25 protein-coding genes are annotated in these 23707 nt (G+C 40.1%); 14 read left to right on the top strand and 11 right to left on the bottom strand.

Annotated elements, in window-relative coordinates:
* Nucleotide 1: 1 nt before the first annotated feature.
* Together NMG88_RS15545 and NMG88_RS15540 are read right to left on the bottom strand one after the other, a co-directional pair.
* Nucleotides 2–940: a MamI family restriction endonuclease gene (locus NMG88_RS15545; protein ID WP_042154229.1), complete on the bottom strand. Its 939-nt coding sequence runs from the start codon at nt 938–940 to the stop codon at nt 2–4.
* 6 nt (nt 941–946) lie between these two features.
* Entirely contained in the window at nt 947–1162 is a 216-nt protein-coding gene (locus NMG88_RS15540; RefSeq protein WP_042154231.1) for a helix-turn-helix domain-containing protein, read from the bottom strand.
* Nucleotides 1163–1314: 152 nt separating this feature from the next.
* Between NMG88_RS15540 and NMG88_RS15535 the strand changes: the two genes are divergently transcribed.
* From NMG88_RS15535 to NMG88_RS15525, 3 genes are read left to right on the top strand one after another with little or no spacing between them, the layout of a single operon-like run.
* The gene (locus NMG88_RS15535; protein ID WP_144390534.1) at nt 1315–1554 is read left to right on the top strand and encodes an ATP-binding protein; all 240 of its coding nucleotides are present in this window, start codon (nt 1315–1317) and stop codon (nt 1552–1554) included.
* Complete coding sequence (locus NMG88_RS15530) at nt 1535–1936, top strand: hypothetical protein (RefSeq protein ID WP_227350624.1); 402 nt, start codon at nt 1535–1537, stop codon at nt 1934–1936. The genes NMG88_RS15535 and NMG88_RS15530 overlap by 20 nt, the downstream gene beginning before the upstream one ends.
* Nucleotides 1864–2823: a M48 family metallopeptidase gene (locus NMG88_RS15525; protein WP_235752787.1), complete on the top strand. Its 960-nt coding sequence runs from the start codon at nt 1864–1866 to the stop codon at nt 2821–2823. The genes NMG88_RS15530 and NMG88_RS15525 overlap by 73 nt, the downstream gene beginning before the upstream one ends.
* On the opposite strand, the gene NMG88_RS15520 is transcribed toward NMG88_RS15525, so the two are convergent.
* Entirely contained in the window at nt 2816–3463 is a 648-nt protein-coding gene (locus tag NMG88_RS15520) for a ParA family protein (protein WP_042154235.1), read from the bottom strand. The two genes, NMG88_RS15525 and NMG88_RS15520, sit on opposite strands and share 8 nt — an antisense overlap.
* Nucleotides 3464–4011: 548 nt before the next feature.
* Between NMG88_RS15520 and NMG88_RS15515 the strand changes: the two genes are divergently transcribed.
* Together NMG88_RS15515 and NMG88_RS15510 are read left to right on the top strand one after the other, a co-directional pair.
* On the top strand, nt 4012–5601 hold the full coding sequence (locus NMG88_RS15515) for a glucose-6-phosphate isomerase (RefSeq protein WP_042154237.1): 1590 nt from the start codon (nt 4012–4014) through the stop codon (nt 5599–5601).
* 138 nt (nt 5602–5739) lie between these two features.
* Nucleotides 5740–6408, top strand: coding sequence for a response regulator transcription factor (locus NMG88_RS15510; protein ID WP_042154239.1), 669 nt, complete (start codon nt 5740–5742; stop codon nt 6406–6408).
* Nucleotides 6409–6513: 105 nt separating this feature from the next.
* On the opposite strand, the gene NMG88_RS15505 is transcribed toward NMG88_RS15510, so the two are convergent.
* Nucleotides 6514–7695, bottom strand: a complete 1182-nt coding sequence (locus tag NMG88_RS15505) for a glycoside hydrolase family 10-like protein (RefSeq protein WP_430204153.1) — start codon at nt 7693–7695, stop codon at nt 6514–6516.
* Nucleotides 7696–7847: 152 nt separating this feature from the next.
* Here NMG88_RS15505 and NMG88_RS15500 point away from each other — a divergent pair, with 152 nt between their 5' ends.
* From NMG88_RS15500 to NMG88_RS15485, 4 genes are all read left to right on the top strand, one after another.
* Nucleotides 7848–9248 (top strand): calcium-binding protein, encoded by a 1401-nt coding sequence (locus tag NMG88_RS15500; RefSeq protein ID WP_254035587.1) that lies wholly within the window; start codon nt 7848–7850, stop codon nt 9246–9248.
* 95 nt (nt 9249–9343) lie between these two features.
* The gene (gene folK, locus NMG88_RS15495; RefSeq protein ID WP_026796494.1) at nt 9344–9826 is read left to right on the top strand and encodes a 2-amino-4-hydroxy-6-hydroxymethyldihydropteridine diphosphokinase; all 483 of its coding nucleotides are present in this window, start codon (nt 9344–9346) and stop codon (nt 9824–9826) included.
* A gap of 31 nt (nt 9827–9857) precedes the next feature.
* Nucleotides 9858–10412: an NUDIX hydrolase gene (locus NMG88_RS15490; protein WP_042154245.1), complete on the top strand. Its 555-nt coding sequence runs from the start codon at nt 9858–9860 to the stop codon at nt 10410–10412.
* Between the two features lie 72 nt (nt 10413–10484).
* Complete coding sequence (locus NMG88_RS15485; RefSeq protein WP_254034826.1) at nt 10485–11927, top strand: FAD-binding domain-containing protein; 1443 nt, start codon at nt 10485–10487, stop codon at nt 11925–11927.
* 202 nt (nt 11928–12129) lie between these two features.
* Here NMG88_RS15485 and NMG88_RS15480 read toward each other — a convergent pair whose 3' ends face one another.
* Together NMG88_RS15480 and NMG88_RS15475 are read right to left on the bottom strand one after the other, a co-directional pair.
* The gene (locus NMG88_RS15480) at nt 12130–13785 is read right to left on the bottom strand and encodes an alpha-amylase family glycosyl hydrolase (RefSeq protein WP_026796497.1); all 1656 of its coding nucleotides are present in this window, start codon (nt 13783–13785) and stop codon (nt 12130–12132) included.
* A gap of 267 nt (nt 13786–14052) precedes the next feature.
* Complete coding sequence (locus tag NMG88_RS15475) at nt 14053–14190, bottom strand: hypothetical protein (RefSeq protein WP_158442131.1); 138 nt, start codon at nt 14188–14190, stop codon at nt 14053–14055.
* Nucleotides 14191–14275: 85 nt separating this feature from the next.
* On the opposite strand from NMG88_RS15475, the gene NMG88_RS15470 reads away from it, so the two are divergent.
* Nucleotides 14276–14443, top strand: a complete 168-nt coding sequence (locus NMG88_RS15470) for a DUF3616 domain-containing protein (protein WP_144018136.1) — start codon at nt 14276–14278, stop codon at nt 14441–14443.
* A gap of 456 nt (nt 14444–14899) precedes the next feature.
* Here the strand turns inward: NMG88_RS15470 and NMG88_RS15465 are convergent, their stop codons facing one another.
* Nucleotides 14900–15847 (bottom strand): NAD(P)H-dependent glycerol-3-phosphate dehydrogenase, encoded by a 948-nt coding sequence (locus NMG88_RS15465; protein WP_227365584.1) that lies wholly within the window; start codon nt 15845–15847, stop codon nt 14900–14902.
* 36 nt (nt 15848–15883) lie between these two features.
* Nucleotides 15884–16621, bottom strand: coding sequence for an HAD-IIB family hydrolase (locus NMG88_RS15460; RefSeq protein ID WP_026796499.1), 738 nt, complete (start codon nt 16619–16621; stop codon nt 15884–15886).
* 92 nt (nt 16622–16713) lie between these two features.
* Between NMG88_RS15460 and NMG88_RS15455 the strand changes: the two genes are divergently transcribed.
* The 4 genes from NMG88_RS15455 (at nt 16714) to NMG88_RS15435 (ending at nt 20994) form a co-directional block, all read left to right on the top strand.
* A complete protein-coding gene (locus NMG88_RS15455; RefSeq protein WP_042154248.1) occupies nt 16714–17331 on the top strand; it encodes a LysE family translocator in 618 nt (205 codons plus the stop codon).
* 444 nt (nt 17332–17775) lie between these two features.
* Nucleotides 17776–18213: an RrF2 family transcriptional regulator gene (locus tag NMG88_RS15445; protein WP_026787671.1), complete on the top strand. Its 438-nt coding sequence runs from the start codon at nt 17776–17778 to the stop codon at nt 18211–18213.
* A gap of 60 nt (nt 18214–18273) precedes the next feature.
* Nucleotides 18274–19209: a cysteine synthase A gene (cysK, locus tag NMG88_RS15440; RefSeq protein WP_026795504.1), complete on the top strand. Its 936-nt coding sequence runs from the start codon at nt 18274–18276 to the stop codon at nt 19207–19209.
* A gap of 114 nt (nt 19210–19323) precedes the next feature.
* Nucleotides 19324–20994 carry an efflux RND transporter periplasmic adaptor subunit gene (locus NMG88_RS15435; protein WP_235765796.1) on the top strand — a complete coding sequence of 557 codons (1671 nt, stop codon included), beginning with the start codon at nt 19324–19326 and terminating at the stop codon, nt 20992–20994.
* A 301-nt stretch (nt 20995–21295) separates the two neighbouring features.
* On the opposite strand, the gene NMG88_RS15430 is transcribed toward NMG88_RS15435, so the two are convergent.
* From NMG88_RS15430 to hisH, 3 genes are all read right to left on the bottom strand, one after another.
* Complete coding sequence (locus tag NMG88_RS15430) at nt 21296–22255, bottom strand: 3'(2'),5'-bisphosphate nucleotidase (protein ID WP_227397850.1); 960 nt, start codon at nt 22253–22255, stop codon at nt 21296–21298.
* A 91-nt stretch (nt 22256–22346) separates the two neighbouring features.
* On the bottom strand, nt 22347–22889 hold the full coding sequence (gene rsmD, locus NMG88_RS15425) for a 16S rRNA (guanine(966)-N(2))-methyltransferase RsmD (protein WP_026796503.1): 543 nt from the start codon (nt 22887–22889) through the stop codon (nt 22347–22349).
* Nucleotides 22890–22927: 38 nt separating this feature from the next.
* The gene (gene hisH / locus NMG88_RS15420; RefSeq protein ID WP_026796504.1) at nt 22928–23590 is read right to left on the bottom strand and encodes an imidazole glycerol phosphate synthase subunit HisH; all 663 of its coding nucleotides are present in this window, start codon (nt 23588–23590) and stop codon (nt 22928–22930) included.
* Between the last annotated feature and the right edge of the window lie 117 nt (nt 23591–23707).

Here is a 23707-nt window from a genome sequence, read left to right as displayed (position 1 = left end):
TTTATTTTTTTCTTTTTCTTCTTTGATAAGGAGTTTTAGTCGAAAATGTTTTACTTTTTCTTAGAGGTAAATCATGCCTCATTTCTTCGGTTATCATCTGCGGTATATCCTCAATATTTTTTAAGTTTAATTTAGTGATAATTATCTTTTTTTCTTGCTTATTTAAAAGTTTGGCTGGCATTAATAATGATGGCTGAGAAGAGCGATCTAAGTCAGGCTCTATATAAGTCTGAACTTCTATTCTTAGAGATGTTGTTGTTGAATTATGTACCAAGCAGGAAAATGTTAAAATAGGGTTGCAAAGATAAAATTGATACTGGTACGGCCAAAAATTTTGAGGAGCTATATTATTTAAGTTTTTTTGTTTCTTTGGCAGATAAATATTATCGTAATAATTAGTCATAATATCCTTGAAGCGCTTATGACGATCACTTTGTGTCCATATTTCAAAACATTGGAATCTTAATGTCTCAAAATCGTTCGCTTCAAAATTAGGATAATCACCTAGAATAAGTATTAATCTTCTTACTTCTTGTGTAAGTACACGAAGGTCATTGTCACTCTTAATAGTAAAGAGCCACTTAGAATCCTCTTTGCGTTTAACCTTTTCTGAACCGCATTCAGGACAGAACTGTTCGCTTCTGGAAACGGCAGCTTGACAAATCTCGCATTGATCGAGTTGATCAATTCTAGAACAAGATTTAACTTCAGAGCCGTCTGCTAAATCGTGACCTCTTGCTCCAGTCCTTTCCCCTGGCATTCCTGTTATTAAAGATGCTAAATGTTGCCCTGGATAACCAATCTTAATATTAGGTGTTTGCTGCGTTATCTTCGACCATTTTAGAGCATTTATTCTAGGATAAAGAACAAGTTCACTTAGCAACTGCTTAATTTGATTTAGATTGTCCCCAATAGTGATTAGCTGACGGTTTGGTTGCATATATGTTTATTCAGTAAATAAGTCGGATATGGTTACACCTAAAGCAATAGCAATTTTCTCAATATTGATTAACGTGATATTTTTTTCATATCTTTCAATCATGCCAATATATGTCCTGTGAACGTTGGCTTTCTCAGCAAGCTCTTCTTGTGAAAGATTTTGTTTTAGTCTTTCTTGCCTAACTTTGTTTCCAAACTTTACTAAAATTTCTGCTTTCGCCATTTAAACAACAATCAAATTGAAAGTTGATTACAGGATATAGAAATGCTAACTATAAATCTACATACTACGATTAGCATTTTGCTTTAAATGAAAAAAAGTCGTCTCTTAGAGCGGGGAAAGAATCGCAAGAAGGCACGGGTTTAGGATTAGCCATTAGTCGGAAATTTATTCAACTGATGGGTGGGGATATTTCCGTTGAAAGTGAATTAGGAAAAGGTACAACTTTCCAATTTTATATTCAGGTAAAATTGGGTCAAGAAATAGTCAATAATAGTAAAGAAGCACATCTAAGAGTGATCAAACTAGCTCCTGGTCAACCTTACAGCCATAATTGCCGTAACAGCCAGTGTATTAGAAGAAGAAAAAGCGATTGTGCTTTCGGCGGGTTGTGATGATTTTATTAGAAAACCTTTTACAGAAGATCATATTTTTGAGGTTTTGGCTAAACATCTAGGAATTCAGTATATCTATGCAGAAATACAGCCTATTTTAGATATAAACTCAGAGAATGAGTTGATTTCTGAGGAGTTAAAAGTGATGTCTAAGGACTGGATGAATCAACTCTATCAAGCGTCAATTGAAGCCGATAGTCAAGCTGTGATAGAATTAATTGCAGACACTCCAGATTCAGAGATTGATTTAAGACAATTTCTGGCAAAAGCTGTGCGTCTTGAGCAGATAACCTGTAAATTATTATTATTATGCCAACTTACACCGGAATTTCTAGCGAAGCCTTTCGTCATCCCCTGGATAAAGAAGCAGAAGTTGCTTTGAGAAGTGTTCCAGGCTTTGATTTAATCGCCAGTAAATTTGTTGAGTTTATCTATGAACGTCCTCAATATGTTTACTTAATGGGAAATGCTCTGCAAGTAGGGCCAAGACAATATGCTAGTATTTATCATATTTTTCGGGAATGTGTGAGAGATTTAGATATCTTTCCCGAACCGGGTTTATTTGTCTCTCAAAATCCCCAAGTTAATAGTTATGCTCTCGGACAGGAACACCCCTATATTATTTTGAATACGGGTCTTTTAGACTTAGTAGATGAAGCCGAACTAAGGGTCGTTTTAGCCCATGAATTAGGACATATAAAATGTGGTCATCCGATTTTAAATCAGATGTCAATTTGGGCGATGGGTGTGGCTTCAATGATTGGGGAATTAACTTTTGGGTTAGGAAATTTAGTCAATAGTGGCTTAATTTATGCCTTTTATGAATGGCGAAGAAAAGCCGAATTATCCGCAGACCGAGCGGCATTATTAGTAACGGATGATCTCAAATCCGTGATGAAATCTATGATGCAATTAGCGGGAGTGAGTACAAAATATGCCCATGAATGTAGTTTAGATGAATTTATTCGTCAATCCGAACAATATCGCGATTTAGATCAAGATGGTTTAAATCAAGTCTATAAGTTTTTATTTTATAATGGGGGTCAAGGCATGATGTTAAGTCATCCCTTTCCCGTGGAACGAATTCAATATTTAAAAGAGTGGAATGATTCAGTTGAATATAGTAAAATTCGTTCCGGTAATTATCAACAAGCTACCGCAGAGGGTTCGGTTAATGTGAAAGCCGAAAAATCTCAGGATGAAGTCGATGATTTGCGCCGACAAATTGAGGAGTTACAAAATCAAATTAATCGAATTAAGTTTAAATAATTTTGTTTTCTGTTAAACTCCTCAATAATTCCACCGCTACCCGTCGATAATCCGAAGCGGCTTCCCTGGAATTATGACTTTTGGCTTGAATAATTGGTACCCCTTCCAAGGGACAACGTTCATGGGCTTTATAGGCGCGAATAATGTTTTTAAATACCGGAATCCCCGCTTCTTGTAAGGATTTTTGGGCATCAAAAGCATCCCCTAAACTGCGGGGGTCAACTTTAGTCATCAAGACCCGATGGGGAACTTTAGAAGGGGTAATCGCCGATCTGACGGTTTCAATTAAAGCCACTAAATCCATCGGGGCGGCTTGGGTTGGTAGTACCAAATAATCGGCCACCTGTACCACGGCTAATAACGCATCGGACTTTAAAGCTGGAGGGGTATCGACCACTACCAATTCATAGTCCTTTACCTGCTTCAATCGAGACAGCAAACTGGGATCAGTCTCGGAAGAATGCTCAAAGGGCATTTCTCCCCCGTTACCCTGTTCAGCCCACCAACAAGCCGAACCCTGGGGGTCTGTATCGACTAAAAGGGTGCTAAAGTTGTTGGCGAGAATGGCGGCCAGGTTAATGGCGGTTGTGGTTTTACCCACTCCCCCTTTTCCATTGGCGATCGCAAGAATTTTGGCCATAGTTCATAGATCCGGTGGCAAGCACATTTCAGTTTAACGGATCAAGAGACAGCCTTGACCAAAAAACGAGACGCAAGCCCTTGGCTTCAGACTCATGGATAAGTCGGTAGGGATTTTTAAATCCTGTGAAACGACTGTGTGGCTTCAGCCACAGTGGTATGATGAAGACAAAGCAAGAAGAATAACCATCTACGTGTTGAACCATCCTAGTGCGGAGCAATCCCGGCAACGGACATATCCAACTTGATTTGGAATAGTTAAAGGGCGAATAATGGCAGGATGTTGAGCGTACCTAATTGGCGTTGTGATGGACTCGGAAAGCGTTAAAAAAATCAAAAGTAAGCGCAATTACAATACCTCTTGTACTGGTAGTTGTTTTGAGCGTCTAGGGTGTTTTTGCCAGCGCCATTGAAACTTCGTTTGTGGAGTCTTCAAGAATCCCCCGGCTTTAGACGCGGGGAGTGTCAACTTTAATTGTTAACCGAAAAAGAGTTAATCTAAACCCATTATACTTTAAGCTAAAAATTAATATAGCGGAATTTAAGACTATGGATGCCACTGCACTCTGGCAACGCTACCAAGATTGGCTATACTACCACGACAGCTTAGGACTGTACCTGGATATTAGTCGGATGGGATTCGACAATGATTTTGTTGCATCCTTATCCCCCAAGTTTGATCAGGCTTTTAAAGCTATGGACGCCTTGGAAAAAGGAGCGATCGCCAACCCCGATGAAAACCGGATGGTCGGCCATTATTGGTTGCGTGACCCCGATCTAGCCCCAACCCAGGATCTCAAGCAAGAAATTGTTGAAACCTTAGAAAAAATAGAAACCTTTACGGCCAAGATTCATCAAGGGGAGATTAAACCGCCAAACGCAGCCCAATTCACTGATATTTTATCCATTGGCATTGGCGGATCGGCTTTGGGGCCTGAATTTGTGGCGGAAGCCCTAGCCCCAGATCACCCAGTCCTGAATATTCATTTTATTGATAACACTGATCCTAGAGGCATCGATCGGGTTTTGGCTAAAATTGGCGATCGCCTCAAAAGTACCATAGTGCTGGTCATTTCTAAGTCCGGCGGCACTCCAGAACCCCGTAACGGCATGATTGAGGTACGAAATGCCTTTTCTGCCCAAAACTTAAACTTTGCCCAACAAGCCGTGGCTGTTACGGGTGTTGGCAGTAAACTCGATCAACAGGCCCATGCTGAAGGCTGGTTAACCACCTTTCCCATGGCCGATTGGGTGGGGGGACGAACTTCTGAATTGTCGGCCGTTGGGCTATTACCTGCGGCCCTACAGGGGATTGAGATTCGGGAAATGTTAGCCGGGGGGAAAGCTATGGATATCGCTACCCGTAAACCGGAGGTAAAAACCAATCCGGCGGCCTTATTAGCCTTAGCTTGGTATTATGCCGGAAATGGTAAGGGCGAAAAAGATATGGTGGTTTTACCCTATAAAGATAGTTTGCTGTTGTTTAGTCGTTATTTACAACAGTTAGTTATGGAATCTTTAGGGAAAGAAAAAGACCTCGATAGTAATATTGTCTATCAAGGAATTGCGGTTTATGGCAATAAAGGATCAACAGATCAACACGCCTATGTTCAACAATTACGCGACGGAGTTCCTAACTTTTTTGCCACCTTTATTGAAGTCTTACAGGATCGATCCTTGCCTTCTATTGAAGTAGAACCTGGTGTAACATCAGGGGATTATTTATCGGGATTTTTACTCGGAACCCGGCAAGCATTGTATGAAAATCATCGGGATTCAATTACCATTACGGTTCCAGAAGTTAACCCCGAAATTGTTGGCGCGTTAATTGCTTTGTATGAGCGGGCGGTGGGTTTATATGCGTCTTTAGTCAATATTAACGCTTACCATCAACCGGGGGTTGAAGCCGGGAAAAAAGCAGCCGCAGAGGTTCTGGAATTACAACATAAAATTATTCAAGTCCTCCAAGATGCAGGTCAAGCTCTATCTCTGGAAACCCTGGCTGAAAAGGCGGGAGTCCCTGATCAAATTGAAGCCATTTATAAAATTCTGCGACATTTAGCTACCAATCAACGAGGCGTATTATTAGTAGGAAATCTAGCAAAACCAGCATCCTTAATGGCAAGTATTCACTGGTAACTGCTGATTTTCAATTATTAATTGTTGAGGTATTGATGTATTGATTATTAGCGAGCGAGGACGCTCGCACCGCTTACTCCCCTACTGCCCCTGCCCCCCTACCTCCCCTGCCCCTGCTCCCCCTGACCCTCTGCCCCTATGCCTCTAACAATTCTAGTTGTTGATGATGATTTAGGGACTCGCCTCTCGATTAGTGATTACTTGGACATTTCGGGCTATTCGGTAATTGCCGCGGAGAATGGTCGGGAGGCGCTGCACCTAGTGGAGCAATATCAGCCTCACCTGATCGTGACAGATATTGGTATGCCTGAGATGGATGGCTATGAACTGATCAAGAAAGTCCGTGCTCGTCCTGTTTTTCGTCTGCTTCCGGTGATTTTTTTAACCGCCCATACCAGTACCAAAGAACGAATTCGAGGGTATCAACTCGGATGTGATAATTATTTGCCCAAACCCTTTGAGTTAGAGGAATTAGGGGTCGTAATTCGGGCTTTATTAGAGCGATCGCAATTAATTGAGTCGGAATGGCGAGTCCGTCTATCTGATTCGGTTGCGGATTTCCCTGATGGGGATTTAGATCCTGTAGCAAGGAGGTTACAACCCGCTTTAAAGATTAGTCTAACCGAACGAGAGCATCAAGTCCTAGAGTTGTTATCCGAAGGACTCTCTAATATTGCCATTGGCGATCACTTACACCTAAGTCCCAGAACTGTTGAGAAATATGTGAGTAGTTTATTAAGGAAAACAGATAGTAATAATCGTACAGAGTTAATCCGATTTGCTCTAAAAAATAATTTGATTTTTTGATAGGGTAGTCGCAAAATCTATTTTAGGGCTTGCTATAGTTACCTGTAACTTTATTGAGCAAGTGGTTGAGAGTATTGATCAAATTCTATAAAAAAATGAGCAAATTTAGGATTTAAACTCAACCTGAACATCATTAATATTTACATAATTCGGGAATAAATGTTTTAGTTTTTGTTGACGTTCTGATTCAGATTCCTCTGACCAATTCCATAAACTTTCATAGAAAAAGAAAGATACCCCAGCAAATTTACGTTTGCGGATTTCTGCTATTTGTTGTTCTATAATATTCATCGGAGTTGAACGATTTTTTAACCCGCTTAAAATTCCAATGGCTACGGGAATATGATTTTTTGCCAAGGTGACTTCTGAACGTTCTAACTCCGTGATAAATCGGTTTAAATCAGGACGATAAATCTGTAAAACCAATTGTTCTATCCATCCTTTTCTTTCCCAAGTAAACCAATCTTGTAGGTAAGCAGGTAAGGAAAAATGTAAGGGATTTGGGGATAAAGATACAATACAATTGGGTTTAATTGATTTGATGGTTTCAAAGGTTTTTTTCATGAATTGATTAATTTTATCGGCTCTCCATCTGACCCAATAGGTTTCATAAAAATCAGGAGAAGGAGATTGTCCGTTATGTTCCTTTTGATATAATTTAATGGTATGATCATCATAGCCAAATTCCGCAGGTAAACCAAAATGATCATCAAATTGAATCCCATCAATATCATAATTTTTAACAACTTCAGCAATTAAATCTAAAATAAATTGTTGAACTTCAGGATGGAAAGGATTTAACCAAACCCGTTCTTCAACTCCTTCTTTTTCGATCAAACTACCGTCTTGTTTTCGAGTGAGCCAACTTGGATGTTTTTTAACTAATTCTGAACTAGCAGGGGCCATAAACCCAAATTCAAACCAGGGAATAACAGTAAAATTCTGTTGATGTCCTTGAGTCACGATTTCCTGTAAAACATCTCTTTTTTTCAATCCCGGGTTAGGATCAATTGCAACTCCAAACACTCTTTGAGCAACGGGACTGGGGTATAAGGTATAACCTCCTTGCCAAATAGTCGGATATATAGTATTAAAATTTAAGGATTTTAAGCGTTGTAATCCAGAAGTTAAATGCTGGGAAGAATATAAAATATCACTATCAACATTAGTTAACCAAACCCCCCGAATTTCAGGGGAATGGGGTAGACCCTGACTCCAAGATTGTTGAAAATTAATGAATAAAAAAAGAGCGATCGCCAGGAAAAAACGAACGGAAACTTTTAAAATATTTATATTGAAAAAAAAGTCGAATCGAGCTTTGAAAATATTTAAAAAACATGAATAAATAGAAAATTAATCAAAAAAAATTTTACAAGTTGTTCAACTTATGAGATATATAAGTATTAAGCTAATCTTAACCGAGAACCGAGGTTAATTCTATGAATGAATTCCAAGCCCACCGTATTCGAGAAAATAATAGCACAAATATTGTATTTAATCTGTTAAACTCTAGTCCTTCCTTTCATAATCAACCTGAAGTTACCATCAGCTTTAACCCAAAGGTCGAAATTCTCTCTCCAATTCCCCAAGGTAGGGAGGGCACTGGTGATATTCTTGAACCTCCTACCCCTGTTATTCCTCAACCTCAGCCCCCCGTAACTCCCCCAATTCCCACCCTTCCCCCTTCACCTCCCCCCACACCCACGACACCAACAACTCCTACTCCCACACCGACAACTCCTACTCCCACACCGACAACTCCCACACCGACAACTCCCACACCGACAACTCCTACTCCCACAGGCCCTATAACGCCAACAACTCCTACCCCGACAACTCCCACACCAACTCCGATCACGTCCTCTTTGGTTCAGGGAAGCGAGGGAAATGATACCTTGTTAGGAACTGATAGACCGGATTTAGTCGCTGGTTTAGGGGGGGATGACCTGATTTCAGGATTTACCGGAGATGATTCTCTGAATGGGAATGCAGGTAATGATATTCTCTATGGCGGTCAAAATAACGATACCCTGGTCGGAGAAGGGGGAAATGACCTACTACAAGGAAATAAAGGTGATGATTTAATCAATGGAGGCGCGGATAACGATACCTTATATGGGGGGATTAATAATGACAGCCTATTAGGTGAGGATGGTCGAGATCTAATTATAGGTGATAAAGGTGACGATAGTATGAATGGGGGACTGCGTAGCGATACCCTTTATGGCGGCGAGGATAATGACACCATACTCGGAGCAGAGGATGATGATTTTATCTATGGTGGTCAGGGGGAAGATTCCCTTGTAGGGGGTCTAGGGAATGATTTTCTCCAAGGGGATAAGCAAAGTGATCAAATCAATGGTGGTAAAGGTGATGATAGCCTTTATGGAGGTCAAGTCGATGATACCCTGATTGGCGGTGCTGGCAATGATTTTGTCAGTGGTGATAAAGGAAATGATGTTTTGACTGGGGTTGACCCGAATTCTCAACCGGCGGGATTTGTGGAAATTGATACTTTAAGCGGAGGAGTGGGGAATGATACCTTTGTTTTGGGAGACGGAACTCAAACCTATTATGTTAATGGGGCAGGAAGTATCATTGGATTTGTGGATTATGCGCTGATTGTTAATTTTAATCCCACCGAAGATGTGATTCTTTTAGGCCCTGGTAATTATCTACCAGCCCCCGCCCCGGAAAATTTACCCCAAGGAACAGCGATATATTTATTAACTGGAAAAGAGACAGAATTGATTGCAATTCTTGATGGTATCACTGATTTTAAATTTGATACTAATATTGGTCAACCAGGTAGTCCGATTCAATTTGCTGGAGGAAGTTAATCAGTCATCAGTTATCAGTTATCAGTCATCAGTCATCAGTTAAGAGTTAACAGTTTTCAGTCCATTACCCATTACTATTCCCTATATCTAAAACCATGAAGTATAGCCCCGTTGCGATCGCATTTGGTAGTAATTTGGGAGACTCTAAAACAACAGTTAAAACCGCATTAACTCTCCTAAATCAGCATCCCCAGATCCAAGTTAAATCCTGTTCGAGTTGGTATCAAACCGCTCCTGTTGGCCCTCCACAGCCGGATTATATTAATGGTTGTGCTATTCTGGAAGTTCAACTCAAACCTGATAGTCTATTAGAAATACTATTAGCTATTGAAATCCAACTGGGGCGGGTGCGACGAGAACCTTGGGGGCCAAGAACCCTTGACCTAGATGTACTTTTGTTTGATAATTTAATCTGGGAAACACCGACCTTACAAATTCCCCATCCCCGGATGAGAGAACGGGCGTTTGTATTAATTCCTCTGGCGGAAATCGCCCCGAATTGGATTGATCCGGTGACACAAAAAACTGTCTTTCAACTCCTAGAAACCGTTGATTGTTCAGGAATTCAAAAACTTTAATTTTTTTAACCCTAATTACTCTTAAAATATTATGACAAAACCCGGATCGGAACCCCCAACTATTTTACAAAATCGTCTGTTTTATCAAGGACGAAAGTTTAGTTTTGATGTCAATACTTTACGTCTTCCTAATGGAGTAGAAGGGGACTGGGAATGTATTCGTCATCCCGGGGGGGCGTTAGTTATTCCCGTGACTTCAGAAGGTAAATTAGTCTTAGTCAAACAATATCGGTTTGCGGTCGCCGGACGAACTTTAGAATTTCCCGCCGGAACAATTGAACCAAATGAAGATCCCGCCGAAACTGTTAAGCGAGAAATCGAAGAAGAAACCGGATATCGCGCCCATCGCTGGCAAAAATTAGGACAATTTATATTAGCACCCGGTTATTGTGATGAAATTATTTATGCGTTTTTAGCCCAAGATTTAGAAAAATTAGAAACGCCCCCGCAACAGGATGAGGATGAGGATATTGAGACGGTTTTAATGACTCCCAAAGAACTAGAACAAGCAATTTTAGATGGTGAACCTGTAGATGCTAAAACTATTTCTAGTTTTCTATTAGCTAAACCATTTTTAAATATTTAATCTTCAATCCTAATTATTAATTTTAATTAAAATAGGATAAAATAAAGAGAGTTTATATACTGAAATCCAATCATGTCTGAAGATTTAATTTTATTTTGGCATCGACGAGATCTAAGAATTGATGATAATTTAGGACTGTTCAATGCTTGTGAATATAGTTCTAAAGTGGTCGGTTTATTTTGCTTAGATCCCAATATTTTAAACCGAGATGATATTGCTCCAGTCCGGGTTCACTATATGATTGGTTGTTTAGACTATCTACAGAAACAATATCAAAAACTAGGAAGTCAATTATTAATATTAGAGGGAAAACCTCAAGAAATAATTCCTAAATTAGCCAGGGAATTAAAAGCGAAAGCTGTTTACTTTAATTTAGATATTGAACCATTGGCTAGAGAACGCGATCGCATCGTTTCAGAAGCATTAAATTCGATGGGAATTATTACAAAAACGACTTGGGATCAGTTATTTCACCCCCCGGATCAAATTTTTACCCAATCTCAAGAACCCTATAAAGTTTATACTCCTTTTTGGCGTAATTTTAATCTTAAACCGAAAGCTAAACCAAAACCTCCCCTCTCTCCCAGCTTAATTAGTTTAACTGAATCCGAACAGGAATTAGCCGAAAAAATCGGCGTTATTCCCTTACCTTCCGCCCAAAAATTAGGCTTTATTTGGGAAAATTCCTTAATCTTGGAACCTGGAGAAATAGCCGCCCAAGAACGCCTAGAGGAATTTTGCGATCGCGCTTTATATGAATATGACGAACAGCGTAATTTTCCCGCCATTGATGGCACATCTCAACTGAGTGCAGCCTTGAAATTTGGGGTAATTAGTATTAGAAAAGTCTGGGAAAAAACCCTCGAAGCGATAGAAACTTGTCGCAGTGATGAAGCCCGAAAGCAAATTCAATCTTGGCAACAGGAATTGGCTTGGCGGGAATTTTATCAACACGCTTTATATCATTTTCCCGAATTAGAATTAGGCCCCTATCGAGAACCATTTAAAACCTTTCCTTGGCATAATAATGAACAACATTTTCAAGCCTGGTGCGAAGGAAAAACAGGTTATCCAATTGTTGATGCCGCCATGCGACAATTAAATGAAAGTGGCTGGATGCACAACCGATGTCGGATGATTGTGGCTAATTTTTTAACCAAGGATTTAATTATTAATTGGCAATGGGGAGAAAAATACTTTATGCAAACCCTAATAGATGGAGATTTAGCTGCTAATAATGGGGGATGGCAATGGAGTGCGTCCAGTGGAATGGATACTAAACCATTAAGAATTTTTAACCCCGCCAGTCAAACCCAAAAATTCGATCCCGAAGCCGAATATATTCGCCAATGGTTGCCAGAATTAAGAAGTTTAGAAATAGAACAATTAGTCACTGGAAAGATATCAACTCGCGATCGCAAATCCTGCGGTTATCCCGAACCTATTGTCGATCATAATCAACAACAACGTCTGTTTAAACAACTCTATCAAGCCCAAAAAATTGAGCAGAGTTAGGTGCTATAGCAGGGAACGCCGGATCTGGGAACAGCCCCCCCAAACCCCCCGTACACGGGGGGCTAGGGGGGGAGGGAACACCGGGGGAAAATACTTCACCGTCTGGGTTCCAAGATCCATCTGGTATCCTAACTGCCTTGGCGGTTGCTATATAAACTATTAATGGGTAAGAGAGGATGTGGGCAAATCATTACCCTCCTGTTTATCCTTTCCAAACAAAAACTTTAGCCTCATATTCAGGTAAATCGATCATAATATTATCATCTCCCGATTGAATATCATAATTACTTGTCCACTCATGCCAAGTTCCATTGGCTGGGAAGTGAGAAACTTGATAACCTGCAAAATAATTGTCAGAGAAATTCACAACCACCACAATCCGAGAACCTTGATCATTCCATCGGGTATAAGCTAAAACTTTATTATCAGGATCTTCATGGAAAAAATCAATATTGCCACTATATAAAGCATGATTAGTTTCCCGTAGAAAAATCAAGCCTTTATAATGTTCAAATAAACTCTGATTACTGTCATTTTTCAGTAATTTCCAATCCAGTTTAGCAGATTCAAAGGTTTTGGGTTTATATTCTCCGAATTCTTCTCCCATCCAAATCATCGGAATACCTACGGCCGTGATTAATAATGCCGCCCCTAATTTCACTCGTTTAAACACTTCATCATCAAAAATTCCCCGATTTCCTAATTCCACGATTAAGCGATTATGATCATGATTACCCAAATAATTTACAATATTATTCGGCCCCATAAACCCTTGACGTTTACCATCTAAAATGTCTTTAAGTTGTTCTAAATCAAAGGTATCGCCACATAAATGATCCGTGAGAGTATGATAAAAACTATCATGCCAACAGCCATCCATCGGCCCATCACTGTTGGTAATAGTGGGGGTTTCCGGCACATATTCAGCCACATTATAAAAGGGTTTTACCCCAGCTTCCTGTTTAGCTTCCTGCACGACCCAAGCCATAAAATCATAGTTGCCAATTTGCTTGGCTCCATCATAACGAATACCATCAATATGATATTCTTTAGTCCAAAATCTTACCGTATCCCCAATAAATTTCCGAGCCGGATAAGTGCCTAATTTTTCATCATAGTGTTCATAATTAAATTCTGGGCCCCAGTTATATTCCGTATCTTGCTGGCTATGGTGATACCAATAATCATGATCAATTTGAGTTAAAGGACAGGATGCTTCGGAATGGTTATAAACCCCATCAATTAACACTCGAATTCCTCGCCCGTGACATTCATCAATCAGGTTTTTTAATTGTTCCGTTGTGCCGTAACTAGACTCGGACGCGAAGAAATAGCGAGGATTATATCCCCAACTATGATCCCCTGGATGTTCTTTAACAGGCATTAATTCAATCGCATTTATCCCTAATTCATACAAATAATCTAACTTTTCCATAACGTGTTGATATTTACCCCGGGAATGGATATCATCTTCTCCTCCCGAAAAATCCCCGACGTGCATTTCATAAATCACTAATTTATGATCGGGGGGTAAGGGTTTGTCATCATTTTTCCAAACATAAGTATCAACAATTTTTTCCCCATCTTTAATCCTAATTATGCCGTTTTGAGTCGCATCATCAATATCCGTGGCGTAGGGGTCAACAACTTCTATCCACTCATCGGGTTCTAAAAACCAACTTTTTGAACGGACTCGAAATTTGTATTGATAGATTTCGTCTTCTAACTCAACTTGAGTCCGAAAATAACCCTTGTCATCCTTTTGCATCGGAATATCTTTCCAGTTAGAAAAATTTCCGATTAAAGCTACTTCTTTGTTATAAGGAGCGAAAAGATAAAATTCAATTAAATTAGACATTTTTTATTGATAAAGCTATTTGTACTCCCGATTATATAGAAAAGCATTTCATAAATCATCTATCAAAAGAATGAGACACAATTTCTGAGTTATTCATATAAGTAATTGCACAAAATAAATTACCTAGTTGAGAGAGGGAACACCGGAACAACCCCCCGTGCACGGCAGGGTTTTTTCATTTTCAAAAATGCGATCGCTATATTCAAAAAAAATTGATGATTTTTTCGGTCAAATTCTCTCTAGTTTCTATCAAATAATTTGGAAATATTAAACATGAACGATTTTGATATTTATTGATAACAAAAGATAGCCATTATTTTTATTAAAATTCACATCTTTGACCCAATGTACTTGATTTTCAATTAACCAATGTGCTTTAATTTTTTCTGCAAATGTTTCGTCCATGACTAACATCTTTTTCTTCATATACTGTTAAAGGTTTTTATGTTTTTGCTTATAAGTAATATTGCTAGTTAGCAGTGCCAAAATAATGATAGTCAACACTACCCATAAAGCAGACGGATTAGAACTTTTTAATAGTTTAGGACAACCCGGTTTATTAGTGGTGTATGATTCGCCAAATCCTACGCGAATTTTATCTGAGCGGGAAGTGTTTGCAGATATTTTCCATTTGTCCCACTATAGCGCTACGCACTAGGGAACACCGGAACACCGGAACACCGGATCAGTAAGCAGTGAATGAGTTTCAGGATTTAGAAGTGTCCTAACTTTAATGCGTAGCGCTATAGACTCCGACAAAATAACCCCCAAAAAATAATAGAGAGTCACAATCGATAACTCGATTGAATTGACTCTCTGTTTCCACCAGACTAACCAGAGGGAATAAAGGATTGCACCCAGTACGCTTATCAATATAGGGGACTCTCCTCTAGTCGTGCCTCTATCTATAGATAGAGATTAGCAGAAAAATCTTTAACAATCAAACGGTGTCTGGTTTGACCGGAATCTTGAGGGGAGTCAGGACTTACGCAGAATACCCAATTATACACCATCTGTAGGGGCTAACGGCCGTTCGCCCCTACTAGATATGGTTGTTTTGCGTAAGTCCTGGGAGTGCTGGGTCTGATACCTAATTGGTTTCTTCCTTCACCTTCTAACGATAAAATTCGGGTTTTAAATCCCTTTCCATTAAGGCTTCTACGGCTTTTTGGGGGGTGATTTGATGATTTAAAAGCTGATAAACTTGCCAGGAAATTGGTATAGGAATCTGTTCCCGATGGGCAATTTCAATTAAAACATTAGTAGTATTTACACCTTCGGCCGTACTTCCTAATTCCGTTAATACTTGTTCTAAGGTTTTGCCTTTTGCTAATCCATAACCTACCCGATAATTACGGCTTAAAGCGCTATTACAAGTGGTTAACATATCCCCCAAACCGGATAATCCAAAAAACGTTTCTGTTTTCCCCCCTAAATGGGTTCCAATTCTAATAATTTCGGTTAAGGCGCGAGTTAATAATGCCGATTTAGCATTAGTTCCTAACTGTAACCCATCGCAAACCCCCGCCGCGATCGCAATTACATTTTTTAGGGTTCCTCCTAATTCTGTTCCCATCGGATCGAAACTGGTATAAACCCGAAAGCGATTAGAAGCAAATACCTGTTGCACAATCTTTGCCGCCTCTAAATCTTCACTCGCTACCACCGTGGCGGCGGGTAAACCCTGTTCAATTTCTGCGGATAAATTCGGCCCAGATAAAACTACAATTGGATGGTCAGGAAACCCCATTCCCCAAAGTTGGGAAGGAGTTAGGGTACTATCAGGATCTAAACCTTTTGTAGCGGTGACAATCGGGATTTTATCGGGTAATTTTAGGGTTTGCAGTTGTTCGATGGTGACGGCAACTCCTCTCATTGAAATTGCAGAAACTAAGACATCAATGGAGTCAATACTTTCGGCTAAGGAATTATCTAAACGCCGTGACCACAAATGGACGGTATGACCATTATAACGAGCTAATTGGGCGAGGGCTGAACCCCAAGCCCCCGCACCTAAAATGGCTAAAGTTAAGGGTTCATTTGATACTGAGGAGTCAGACATAATAGTAGAATCTTGAATCATAAAGCCCATCAGATTTTAGAAGGTTTGATTATAATATTGAATTCCATCAAAAATTCCTGTAACTCCAGGGAAATTACTATAATAAACATTTTTTAAAGGTTTGATTTTATCGAGTAATTTTAATTCGGAGTTTCCTACCGCAATACTTTTAAGTCCGGTTTCAAATAAGGGTAAATCATTTAAGGAATCCCCAGATGTAATCACTTGATGGGAAGCAATTTTTAAGTAATTCATTAGTTTTAGCAACGTTGAACCTTTAGCAATACCTTTGGGCAAAATATCTAAATATTTATCCGCCGAGGTAATACAATCAAATCCGGCATCTTGAATTTTTTTAATGATTCGATCTTGATTTTGATCGGGTTTATAATAATAGGAAACTCGATATTTAGGGGATAGGGGTTGTAGGATTAATTTCGGTTCATCGACTAATATTTTGGTAGCAAATTCGCTAGAATTTCCCCAAATATCGGCAATCCAATTTTGGACTTGGGCAACGGGTGTTAAGGTTTTTCCCTCATAAACGGTTGTTCCTACATCCCCAATAATATAATCAGGTCTGGGAATGATTAGGTTTTTTTCTTCGTATAAACGCAAGGTCAATTCTAAACTACGACCTGTGACAAAAATTAATAATAAGCGATCGCGTTTTGACTGCAAATAGTTATAAAATTTCTGTCGTTCCTGTAGAGAACCCCCTAAAAATGTCCCATCTAAATCCGTTGCTAAAACTAAAGTGTTATGGGTGATCATGGTTCCGTTTTGAGTTATGCTGAGTTTACCTCCTGATCATATAGTAGTAAGCCCTTTAGGGCTATCTAAGTCCTTTTGTCCTTAAATTGATTATGGATATCAGTTTTTTAGCTAAGGGTTTAATCATTGGTTTTTCCATTGCCGCCCCCGTTGGGCCCATCGGGATTTTGTGTATTCGTCGTTGTTTGTCTCAAGGGTATTGGGCGGGATTTTTTACTGGATTGGGGGCCGCTACTGCTGATGCCTTATATGGCTTTATTGCGGGATTTGGATTGACCATCATTTCTAATTATTTGGTGAGTCAACAAATGGGATTAAAACTGATGGGTGGATTATTTTTATGTTATTTGGGATTTAAAATAGCCTTAGAAAAACCAACAGAAGAAGTGGCAAAAACATCGAAAAAAATGATAAGTGCTTACGCTTCAACCTTTTTTCTAACAATTACCAATCCCATCACTATTTTATCATTTATTGCTATTTTTGCTGGATTGGGTTTAGGCATAACAAACAATTATTGGGATGCGGGAATCCTGGTTTTAGGAGTCTTTTTAGGATCGGGATTATGGTGGTTAATTTTAGTCAGTGGGGTTAGTTTATTTCAAGATAGAATTAACACTCATATTTTACAATGGATTAACCGGATTTCAGGAATTATAATTATTGGGTTTGGTTTAGCTGCATTATTGAGCCTGATCAGAGAGGGTTAAATTATAAAGGCATAATAAAAAACTATAGCAATCCTAAATGATTTTCTATGTATAAGTATACTGATGAATTTTGGGAAAATCAAATTTATGTTCTTTGGTAAAGAACTCAAACAAAAATTTGATAATCTTAAACGACCTGCATAAATACCAATACTTCCTCAAAAAGTTTTTCGCTTGTAACCAAATATCTTCAACCGGATTTTGTTGCGGAGCATTAGGAGCAAATAAAATACAAGTAATTAAAAAATCATCAGGTTCTTTATCCCCATTTATTTCTGATAAAAAATTTCTAAATTCTCCAAATCTATTCAATTAATTCTGTATATCATGCTCTTGACACTGATTTAGGACTGCTATATCGGGTATAACGTCGCGAAACTAACAAATTCCCAGGGGAAAACCGGAGTATACTAGAATCGTGAAACATTTTTGAATGATTTCTGCGTGGAACTCTCTTGCAAAAGTCAGTATGCCCTTCTCGCCCTGATGGAGTTGGCAACTCACTATGATGATCCAGAACCGAGGCAAGTCCGCCAAATTTCCGCCCAGCATAACATTCCTGATCGCTATCTTGAACAATTGCTGGCTACCTTGCGGCGCTGTGGCCTTGTTCGCAGTCAACGAGGCTCAAAAGGTGGATATTATCTGGGGAAGGAACCAGGGAAAATTACTCTGTTTGATGTGGTGAAGTGCTTAGAGGGATCAGATCCCGAAGCGTCTCCTCAAAATTCTTGCCCTAATACCGTTGAAGGTACGGTGATCTGGGAATTTTGGCAGGAAGCAGAGCAAATGGCGAATTCTGTATTACAAAAATACAGCTTAAAAGACCTTTGTGAACAAAGAGATGCCCGACAACAGAAGGATATCATGTATTACATCTGAAGGCTTAGGGATGAGTTCCTCAAACTATTTGTATCATTGTTGTTTATCTTCAAGTTAATTATGCGTATCGCCCATAACATTACGGAATTAGTCGGTAACACCCCCCTCGTCCAACTCAACCGGATTCCCAAGGCGGAAGGGTGTGTGGCTCAAATAGTGGTCAAATTAGAAGGCATGAACCCCTCGGCTTCGGTCAAGGATCGAATTGGGGTGAATATGATTAATGTTGCTGAAAAAGAAGGAATGATTACTCCGGGTAAGACGGTATTAGTCGAACCAACATCGGGTAATACTGGAATTGCCTTAGCAATGGTGGCCGCCGCTAGGGGCTATCGTTTAATTTTAACTATGCCCGAAACCATGAGTTCAGAACGGCGGGCAATGTTAAAAGCCTATGGTGCCGAATTGGAACTCACCCCCGGAATTGAAGGGATGAGTGGCTGTATCCGCCGGGCGCAGGAAATTGTGGATACCCTGCCCGATGCCTATATGTTGCAACAATTTCAGAATCCGGCCAACCCCCAAATTCACCGCAAAACCACCGCCGAGGAAATTTGGGCCGATACCGATGGCTCTGTAGATATTTTAATCTCTGGAGTGGGAACTGGAGGGACTTTAACCGGGATAGCTGAAGTCCTGAAACAACGCAAAACGGATTTTCAGGCGATCGCAGTAGAACCCGCCAATAGTCCAATTTTATCCGGGGGTAAACCTGGCCCCCATAAAATTCAAGGGATTGGGGCGGGGTTCGTTCCTCCGGTTTTGAATGTGGATATGATTGACGAAGTGATTCAAGTTACTGATGAAAATGCCATGATTTTTGGCCGTCGGATTTCCAGGGAAGAAGGGATTTTATCGGGAATTTCCACCGGGGCAGCCTTATATGCGGCTATTCAAGTGGGTAAACGTCCTGAAAATAAAGGAAAACTGATTGTTTTGATCCAGCCAAGTTTCGGTGAACGTTATTTGAGTACACCTTTATTTCAAGAGGGTTGACGGTTAATCGTCAAGAAATATTAACGGAAATCGTTAGAATTGATATATTAACAGAATCATGTTCTGAACTTCAGGGCTGATTCTGTTCCTGATCAACCCGCACCCGCATCTGTTATGTTAACTGGCCCAAAAGAGGAAACGGTACAACGCAATGGGGAAGTGAAACATCCCGTTCAGTTCTCGGAAGTTCCCCGACGGCGATGGAAACCTTGGATGATTGCAATTTTGGCTTCGGGACTATTGGCTATTCTGGCAACGGTTTATTTAGCCCGGAGTCGGAATCAAATTAAGCCCGATGCGATCGCGACCCTGACGGTTCCGGTGGAAGCGAAGGATTTAACGGTGAAAATTACCGCCAGTGGGGTAGTTCAACCCGTGCGCCGGGTAAACCTCAGTCCCAAAACCCAAGGGCGGTTAGCGCAATTATATGTGGAACAGGGGGATATTGTCCAAGCTGGGGATATTGTGGCGCGGATGGAAAGTGGCGAAATTGAAGCCCAACTGTTCCAAGCCCAAGCCCGTTTGGATCGGGTTAAAGCTAATTTAGACAAGCTGCAAACCGGAACCCGACCGGAGGAAATTGTTCAAGCTCAAGCTCGTTTAAATCAGGTTAAAGCTAATTTATCTCAACTGCGATCGGGGACTCGTCCCGAAGAAATTGCTCAGGCAAAAGCTCGTTTAAAAGAATCGGAATCTCGTTTAAAAGATGCTCAATCAGGTAGTTTAATTGATGAAATTGATCAAGCAAAAGCTAGAATTGATGCCAACAAAGCCGAATTAAAATTAGCGACGGAACGGGTACAACGCTATCAAAATTTAAAAGGAGAAGGGGCAATTTCTCAGGATCGATTAGATGAATATTTCCGCGATCAACGACGGTTAGAAGCATTACAAAATGAAGCGGAAAAACGCTTAGAACAATTACAACAAAGTCAGCGATCGCAAATTCAACAAAGACAAGCTAATGTTGAACAGGAACGTCAAGCCTTAAATCAACTCAAAAATGGCACTCGTGCTGAAGAAATTGCTCGTTCAGAAGCAGAAGTTGCTGAATCCCAAAGTAAATTAAATCAGTTAAAAAATGGCACTCGTTCAGAGGAAATTACCTCCGCAAAAGCGGAAGTTGCTGAAGCCGAAGGACAGGTAAAATTCTATCAAGTTCAAATCGAAGATACCAAAGTTCGCGCCCCGTTTTCGGGAATTATTACCCAACGTTATGCCGTTGAAGGTGCCTTTGTTACCCCAGCAACTTCAGCTTCCGAAGCCACTTCAGCCACTTCCACTTCTATTGTTGCTTTAGCCAAAGATATAGAAGTTTTAGCTAAAATTCCAGAGGCGGATATTGCTCAAATTAAACCTAATCAACCCGTTGAAATTATTGCCGACTCCTATCCCGATCAAGTATTTAAAGGTCGAGTTAATATTATTGCCCCCGAAGCGGTAAAAGAACGGGATGTTACGTTATTTCAAGCTCGAATTATTATCGAAACCGGAAAAGATCAACTTCAGTCGGGAATGAATGTTGATTTACGTTTTATTGGGGAGAAACTCAAACAAGCGTTAGTGGTTCCCACCGTTGCTATTGTAACAAATAAAGGTAAAGCGGGGGTGTTACTTCCCGATGCTAATAATAAGCCACAATTTCACCCCGTTACCGTTGGTTCCCAAATCGGTAATCAAATTCAAGTATTGAAAGGTTTACAAACTGGAGATCGGGTTTTTATTGAGTTACCCAAAGGACAAAAATTAGGTGATATTTTTAAGGAGAAAATGGATAACCCGTAGGGGCGGGTTCTGTAATATAGCAGGGAACACCGGAACAGCCCCCCCAAACCCCCGGTGCACAGGGGGCTAGGGGGGGAGGGAACACCGGGGGAAATACTTCACCGTCTGGGTTCCAAGATCCGTCTGGTGTCCTAACTGCCTTAGCGGTTGCTATATACCTTGTTCCCCTTTCCGGTAATCATTGACTTTTTTCAGTTTCTCTAAGCGACCCAAATTTAAACCCAGAGGGATAGCGAGGCTCCCGACAAGAGAACAGACATTATAGCCATTTTGCCTGAGCCTTGCAGAAACCATCAAATAATTATTGATTTAATACCCCTAAAACCGTATCATGAATAATCCCATTACTAACAATAATACCCCGGTTATCTAACATCTTAGGATTAGAGGCAAAATCCAAAGGTTTACCAAACATATCACTCACCCGTCCCCCCGCTTCTTCTACTACAATTGCCCCCGCCGCATGATCCCAAATATTCTCCCGATAATTAGGGGTTTTAGGAGAGGGAAGTCGCAAATATAAAGCCGCTTTTCCAGACGCCACCGCCCCATATTTTGCCTGAGAATCCATCTTAACTGCTGGGGCAATAATTCCCACCGCTTTAGCCACAGCATCCTGGCGTTCAATATCACCATGACTGGCTTCAATACTACCTACAAATCGCAGATTTTCCATATCATTTTCCGGTACAACTTGAATCGGAATTTCTTCCCCCGTGGCTACTATTATCATCGTTGCACCCTGTCCCCTAACCGCCACAAATAGGGCCCCAGGTTGATGATTTTCCACCGGATAAGCTGGGCATCCCATCACCCCAACTTTCACCTCTCCATCCTCAATTAAAGCCAAGGCGATCGCATATTGATCCTGTCTTAAAAAGCCCTTTGTACCATCAATTGGGTCTAATGTCCAAAACCTTTTTTCAACCTTGCCATTCCCTTGATTAATCCAGTTTATAATTTGTTCTGAAGTAGCATCAGGAATAATTTCCTGTACATATTCAGTAATTTTTGCTAAATTTTCCGCCATTTCTGGAGTTCGTAATTCCGTGGCATCTTCTTCCCCGACAACCGGATCATTAGGGAATACTTCTGCTAAAGCTTTACAAATAATAGCTTGAGAACCATAATCAGCCACGGTGACAGGACTTTTATCATTTTTCTCCATAGCTTGGGGAATATTTTCCCGCACTCTTTCACACAGTTTCCAAGCACTTAATGTGGCTGTAATCGCAATTTCTTTTTCTTTTTCGTAGGACATAAAAACTCCAATAATGGGGATCACAGATTTAAAAGGATTACGCAGATTAACACAGATTAAAATCTGTGAAACCCTCTTAAATCTGTGTTTATTATTTTAAACAATAAAAGGTTAAAGCACAATTGCCGTAGGTTTTTTCTCGACAAATTTCTAGGTCTGTAATTGGTTGAATCTGCCAACGATGGGTATGGTGTTCTACGGCAATTTCCCCGTGATCAGATAGAAGTTGATATTGAGATATGGCTTCTAATACAGGTTGATAAAGATTGCTATTATAGGGCGGATCGAAATAAATACAATCAAATTTTTGCCCCGATAATATCTTTAATTTCCCTAAAATATCTCCCCGAATTACTTGAATTTGTTGGGAAGAATCCGCCATTGTTTGCCAATTTTCTTGAATAACTTTACAGGCTTTCCCGTGTTGTTCAATCCCGATCACAACCGCCGCCCCCCGACATAATGCCTCGGCCCCCATTGACCCACTACCCGTACATAAATCTAACCAGCAACAGCCTTTTATTTTAACCTGCCAAATATTAAAAACCGCTTCCCTCACTCTAGCTAATGTCGGTCTGGTTTCTTCTCCGGGTAAGGTTTTTAAGAGGCGGTTTCCATAGATTCTTAAACTCAAAAATTTATTCCTCCAATCAATAATAAACTGGGTTTATATTATACAGAAACTTGGTTTCTCATCTCAATGGTTTGAGGTTCACCCTGAACTAATTCAACAAAATTATCCAATATTTTTAACCCGGCGTTAGAGGATTTTTCCGGGTGAAATTGTACCGCCATCACGTTATCTTTTGCGATCGCAGCCGTGATAATTTGACTTCCATGTTGAATGGTAGCGGCGGTTAAATTCCTATCAGTTGGATCAACATAATAGGAATGCACAAAATATACCCAAGGTTGGGAACCAATGGTTTTCCATAATGGTAAATCAGGTTGAATTAAAGATAGTTGATTCCAACCAATATGGGGTATAGTTAACCCAGGTTCGGACTGAAAACGTCGGACTGTTCCAGGGAATATTCCTAAGCCTTTTTCTTGACCTTCTTCTGAAGATTCAAACAGAATTTGTAACCCTAAACAAATCCCTAAAAAGGGAATACCGGAAGCAATTACATCTTGAATTGGTTCGACTAAATTGCGCGATCGCAAATGTTGCATCGCGGGGTCAAAGGAACCCACCCCAGGTAATACAACCGCATCAGCATTTTTAATAATTGTAGCTGAGTCAGTTACTTGAGGTGTTACCCCGGCTTTTTCTAAGCCTTTACAAACGGAGTGCAAATTCCCCATATCATAGTCAATTACCGCGATCACAGACATTGATTTATTTCCTTATCCTGTGGTTTGAAACTATTTTAATTTTACCATTTTTTCTGCTTTGTTAAAATATTTTTTTGTAAGATGATCCCCCCTAACCCCCATTAATAAGGGGGATTT

The sequence above is a fragment of the Planktothrix agardhii genome (assembly GCF_904830935.1).
Classification (GTDB): Bacteria; Cyanobacteriota; Cyanobacteriia; order Cyanobacteriales; family Microcoleaceae; genus Planktothrix; species Planktothrix agardhii.
The sequence above is the reverse complement of the archived record's forward strand: the minus strand, read 5'-3'. Positions and strand labels throughout refer to the sequence as shown.

Coding starts and splice junctions, on each gene's coding strand:
- NMG88_RS15545 (WP_042154229.1), bottom strand. CDS start 940: ATGCAACCAAACCGTCAGCTAATCACTATTGGGGACAATCTAAATCAA.
- NMG88_RS15540 (WP_042154231.1), bottom strand. CDS start 1,162: ATGGCGAAAGCAGAAATTTTAGTAAAGTTTGGAAACAAAGTTAGGCAA.
- NMG88_RS15525 (WP_235752787.1), top strand. CDS start 1,864: ATGCCAACTTACACCGGAATTTCTAGCGAAGCCTTTCGTCATCCCCTG.
- NMG88_RS15520 (WP_042154235.1), bottom strand. CDS start 3,463: ATGGCCAAAATTCTTGCGATCGCCAATGGAAAAGGGGGAGTGGGTAAA.
- NMG88_RS15515 (WP_042154237.1), top strand. CDS start 4,012: ATGGATGCCACTGCACTCTGGCAACGCTACCAAGATTGGCTATACTAC.
- NMG88_RS15510 (WP_042154239.1), top strand. CDS start 5,740: ATGCCTCTAACAATTCTAGTTGTTGATGATGATTTAGGGACTCGCCTC.
- NMG88_RS15500 (WP_254035587.1), top strand. CDS start 7,848: ATGAATGAATTCCAAGCCCACCGTATTCGAGAAAATAATAGCACAAAT.
- folK (WP_026796494.1), top strand. CDS start 9,344: ATGAAGTATAGCCCCGTTGCGATCGCATTTGGTAGTAATTTGGGAGAC.
- NMG88_RS15490 (WP_042154245.1), top strand. CDS start 9,858: ATGACAAAACCCGGATCGGAACCCCCAACTATTTTACAAAATCGTCTG.
- NMG88_RS15485 (WP_254034826.1), top strand. CDS start 10,485: ATGTCTGAAGATTTAATTTTATTTTGGCATCGACGAGATCTAAGAATT.
- NMG88_RS15480 (WP_026796497.1), bottom strand. CDS start 13,785: ATGTCTAATTTAATTGAATTTTATCTTTTCGCTCCTTATAACAAAGAA.
- NMG88_RS15475 (WP_158442131.1), bottom strand. CDS start 14,190: ATGGACGAAACATTTGCAGAAAAAATTAAAGCACATTGGTTAATTGAA.
- NMG88_RS15470 (WP_144018136.1), top strand. CDS start 14,276: ATGATAGTCAACACTACCCATAAAGCAGACGGATTAGAACTTTTTAAT.
- NMG88_RS15465 (WP_227365584.1), bottom strand. CDS start 15,847: ATGTCTGACTCCTCAGTATCAAATGAACCCTTAACTTTAGCCATTTTA.
- NMG88_RS15460 (WP_026796499.1), bottom strand. CDS start 16,621: ATGATCACCCATAACACTTTAGTTTTAGCAACGGATTTAGATGGGACA.
- NMG88_RS15455 (WP_042154248.1), top strand. CDS start 16,714: ATGGATATCAGTTTTTTAGCTAAGGGTTTAATCATTGGTTTTTCCATT.
- cysK (WP_026795504.1), top strand. CDS start 18,274: ATGCGTATCGCCCATAACATTACGGAATTAGTCGGTAACACCCCCCTC.
- NMG88_RS15435 (WP_235765796.1), top strand. CDS start 19,324: ATGTTAACTGGCCCAAAAGAGGAAACGGTACAACGCAATGGGGAAGTG.
- NMG88_RS15430 (WP_227397850.1), bottom strand. CDS start 22,255: ATGTCCTACGAAAAAGAAAAAGAAATTGCGATTACAGCCACATTAAGT.
- hisH (WP_026796504.1), bottom strand. CDS start 23,590: ATGTCTGTGATCGCGGTAATTGACTATGATATGGGGAATTTGCACTCC.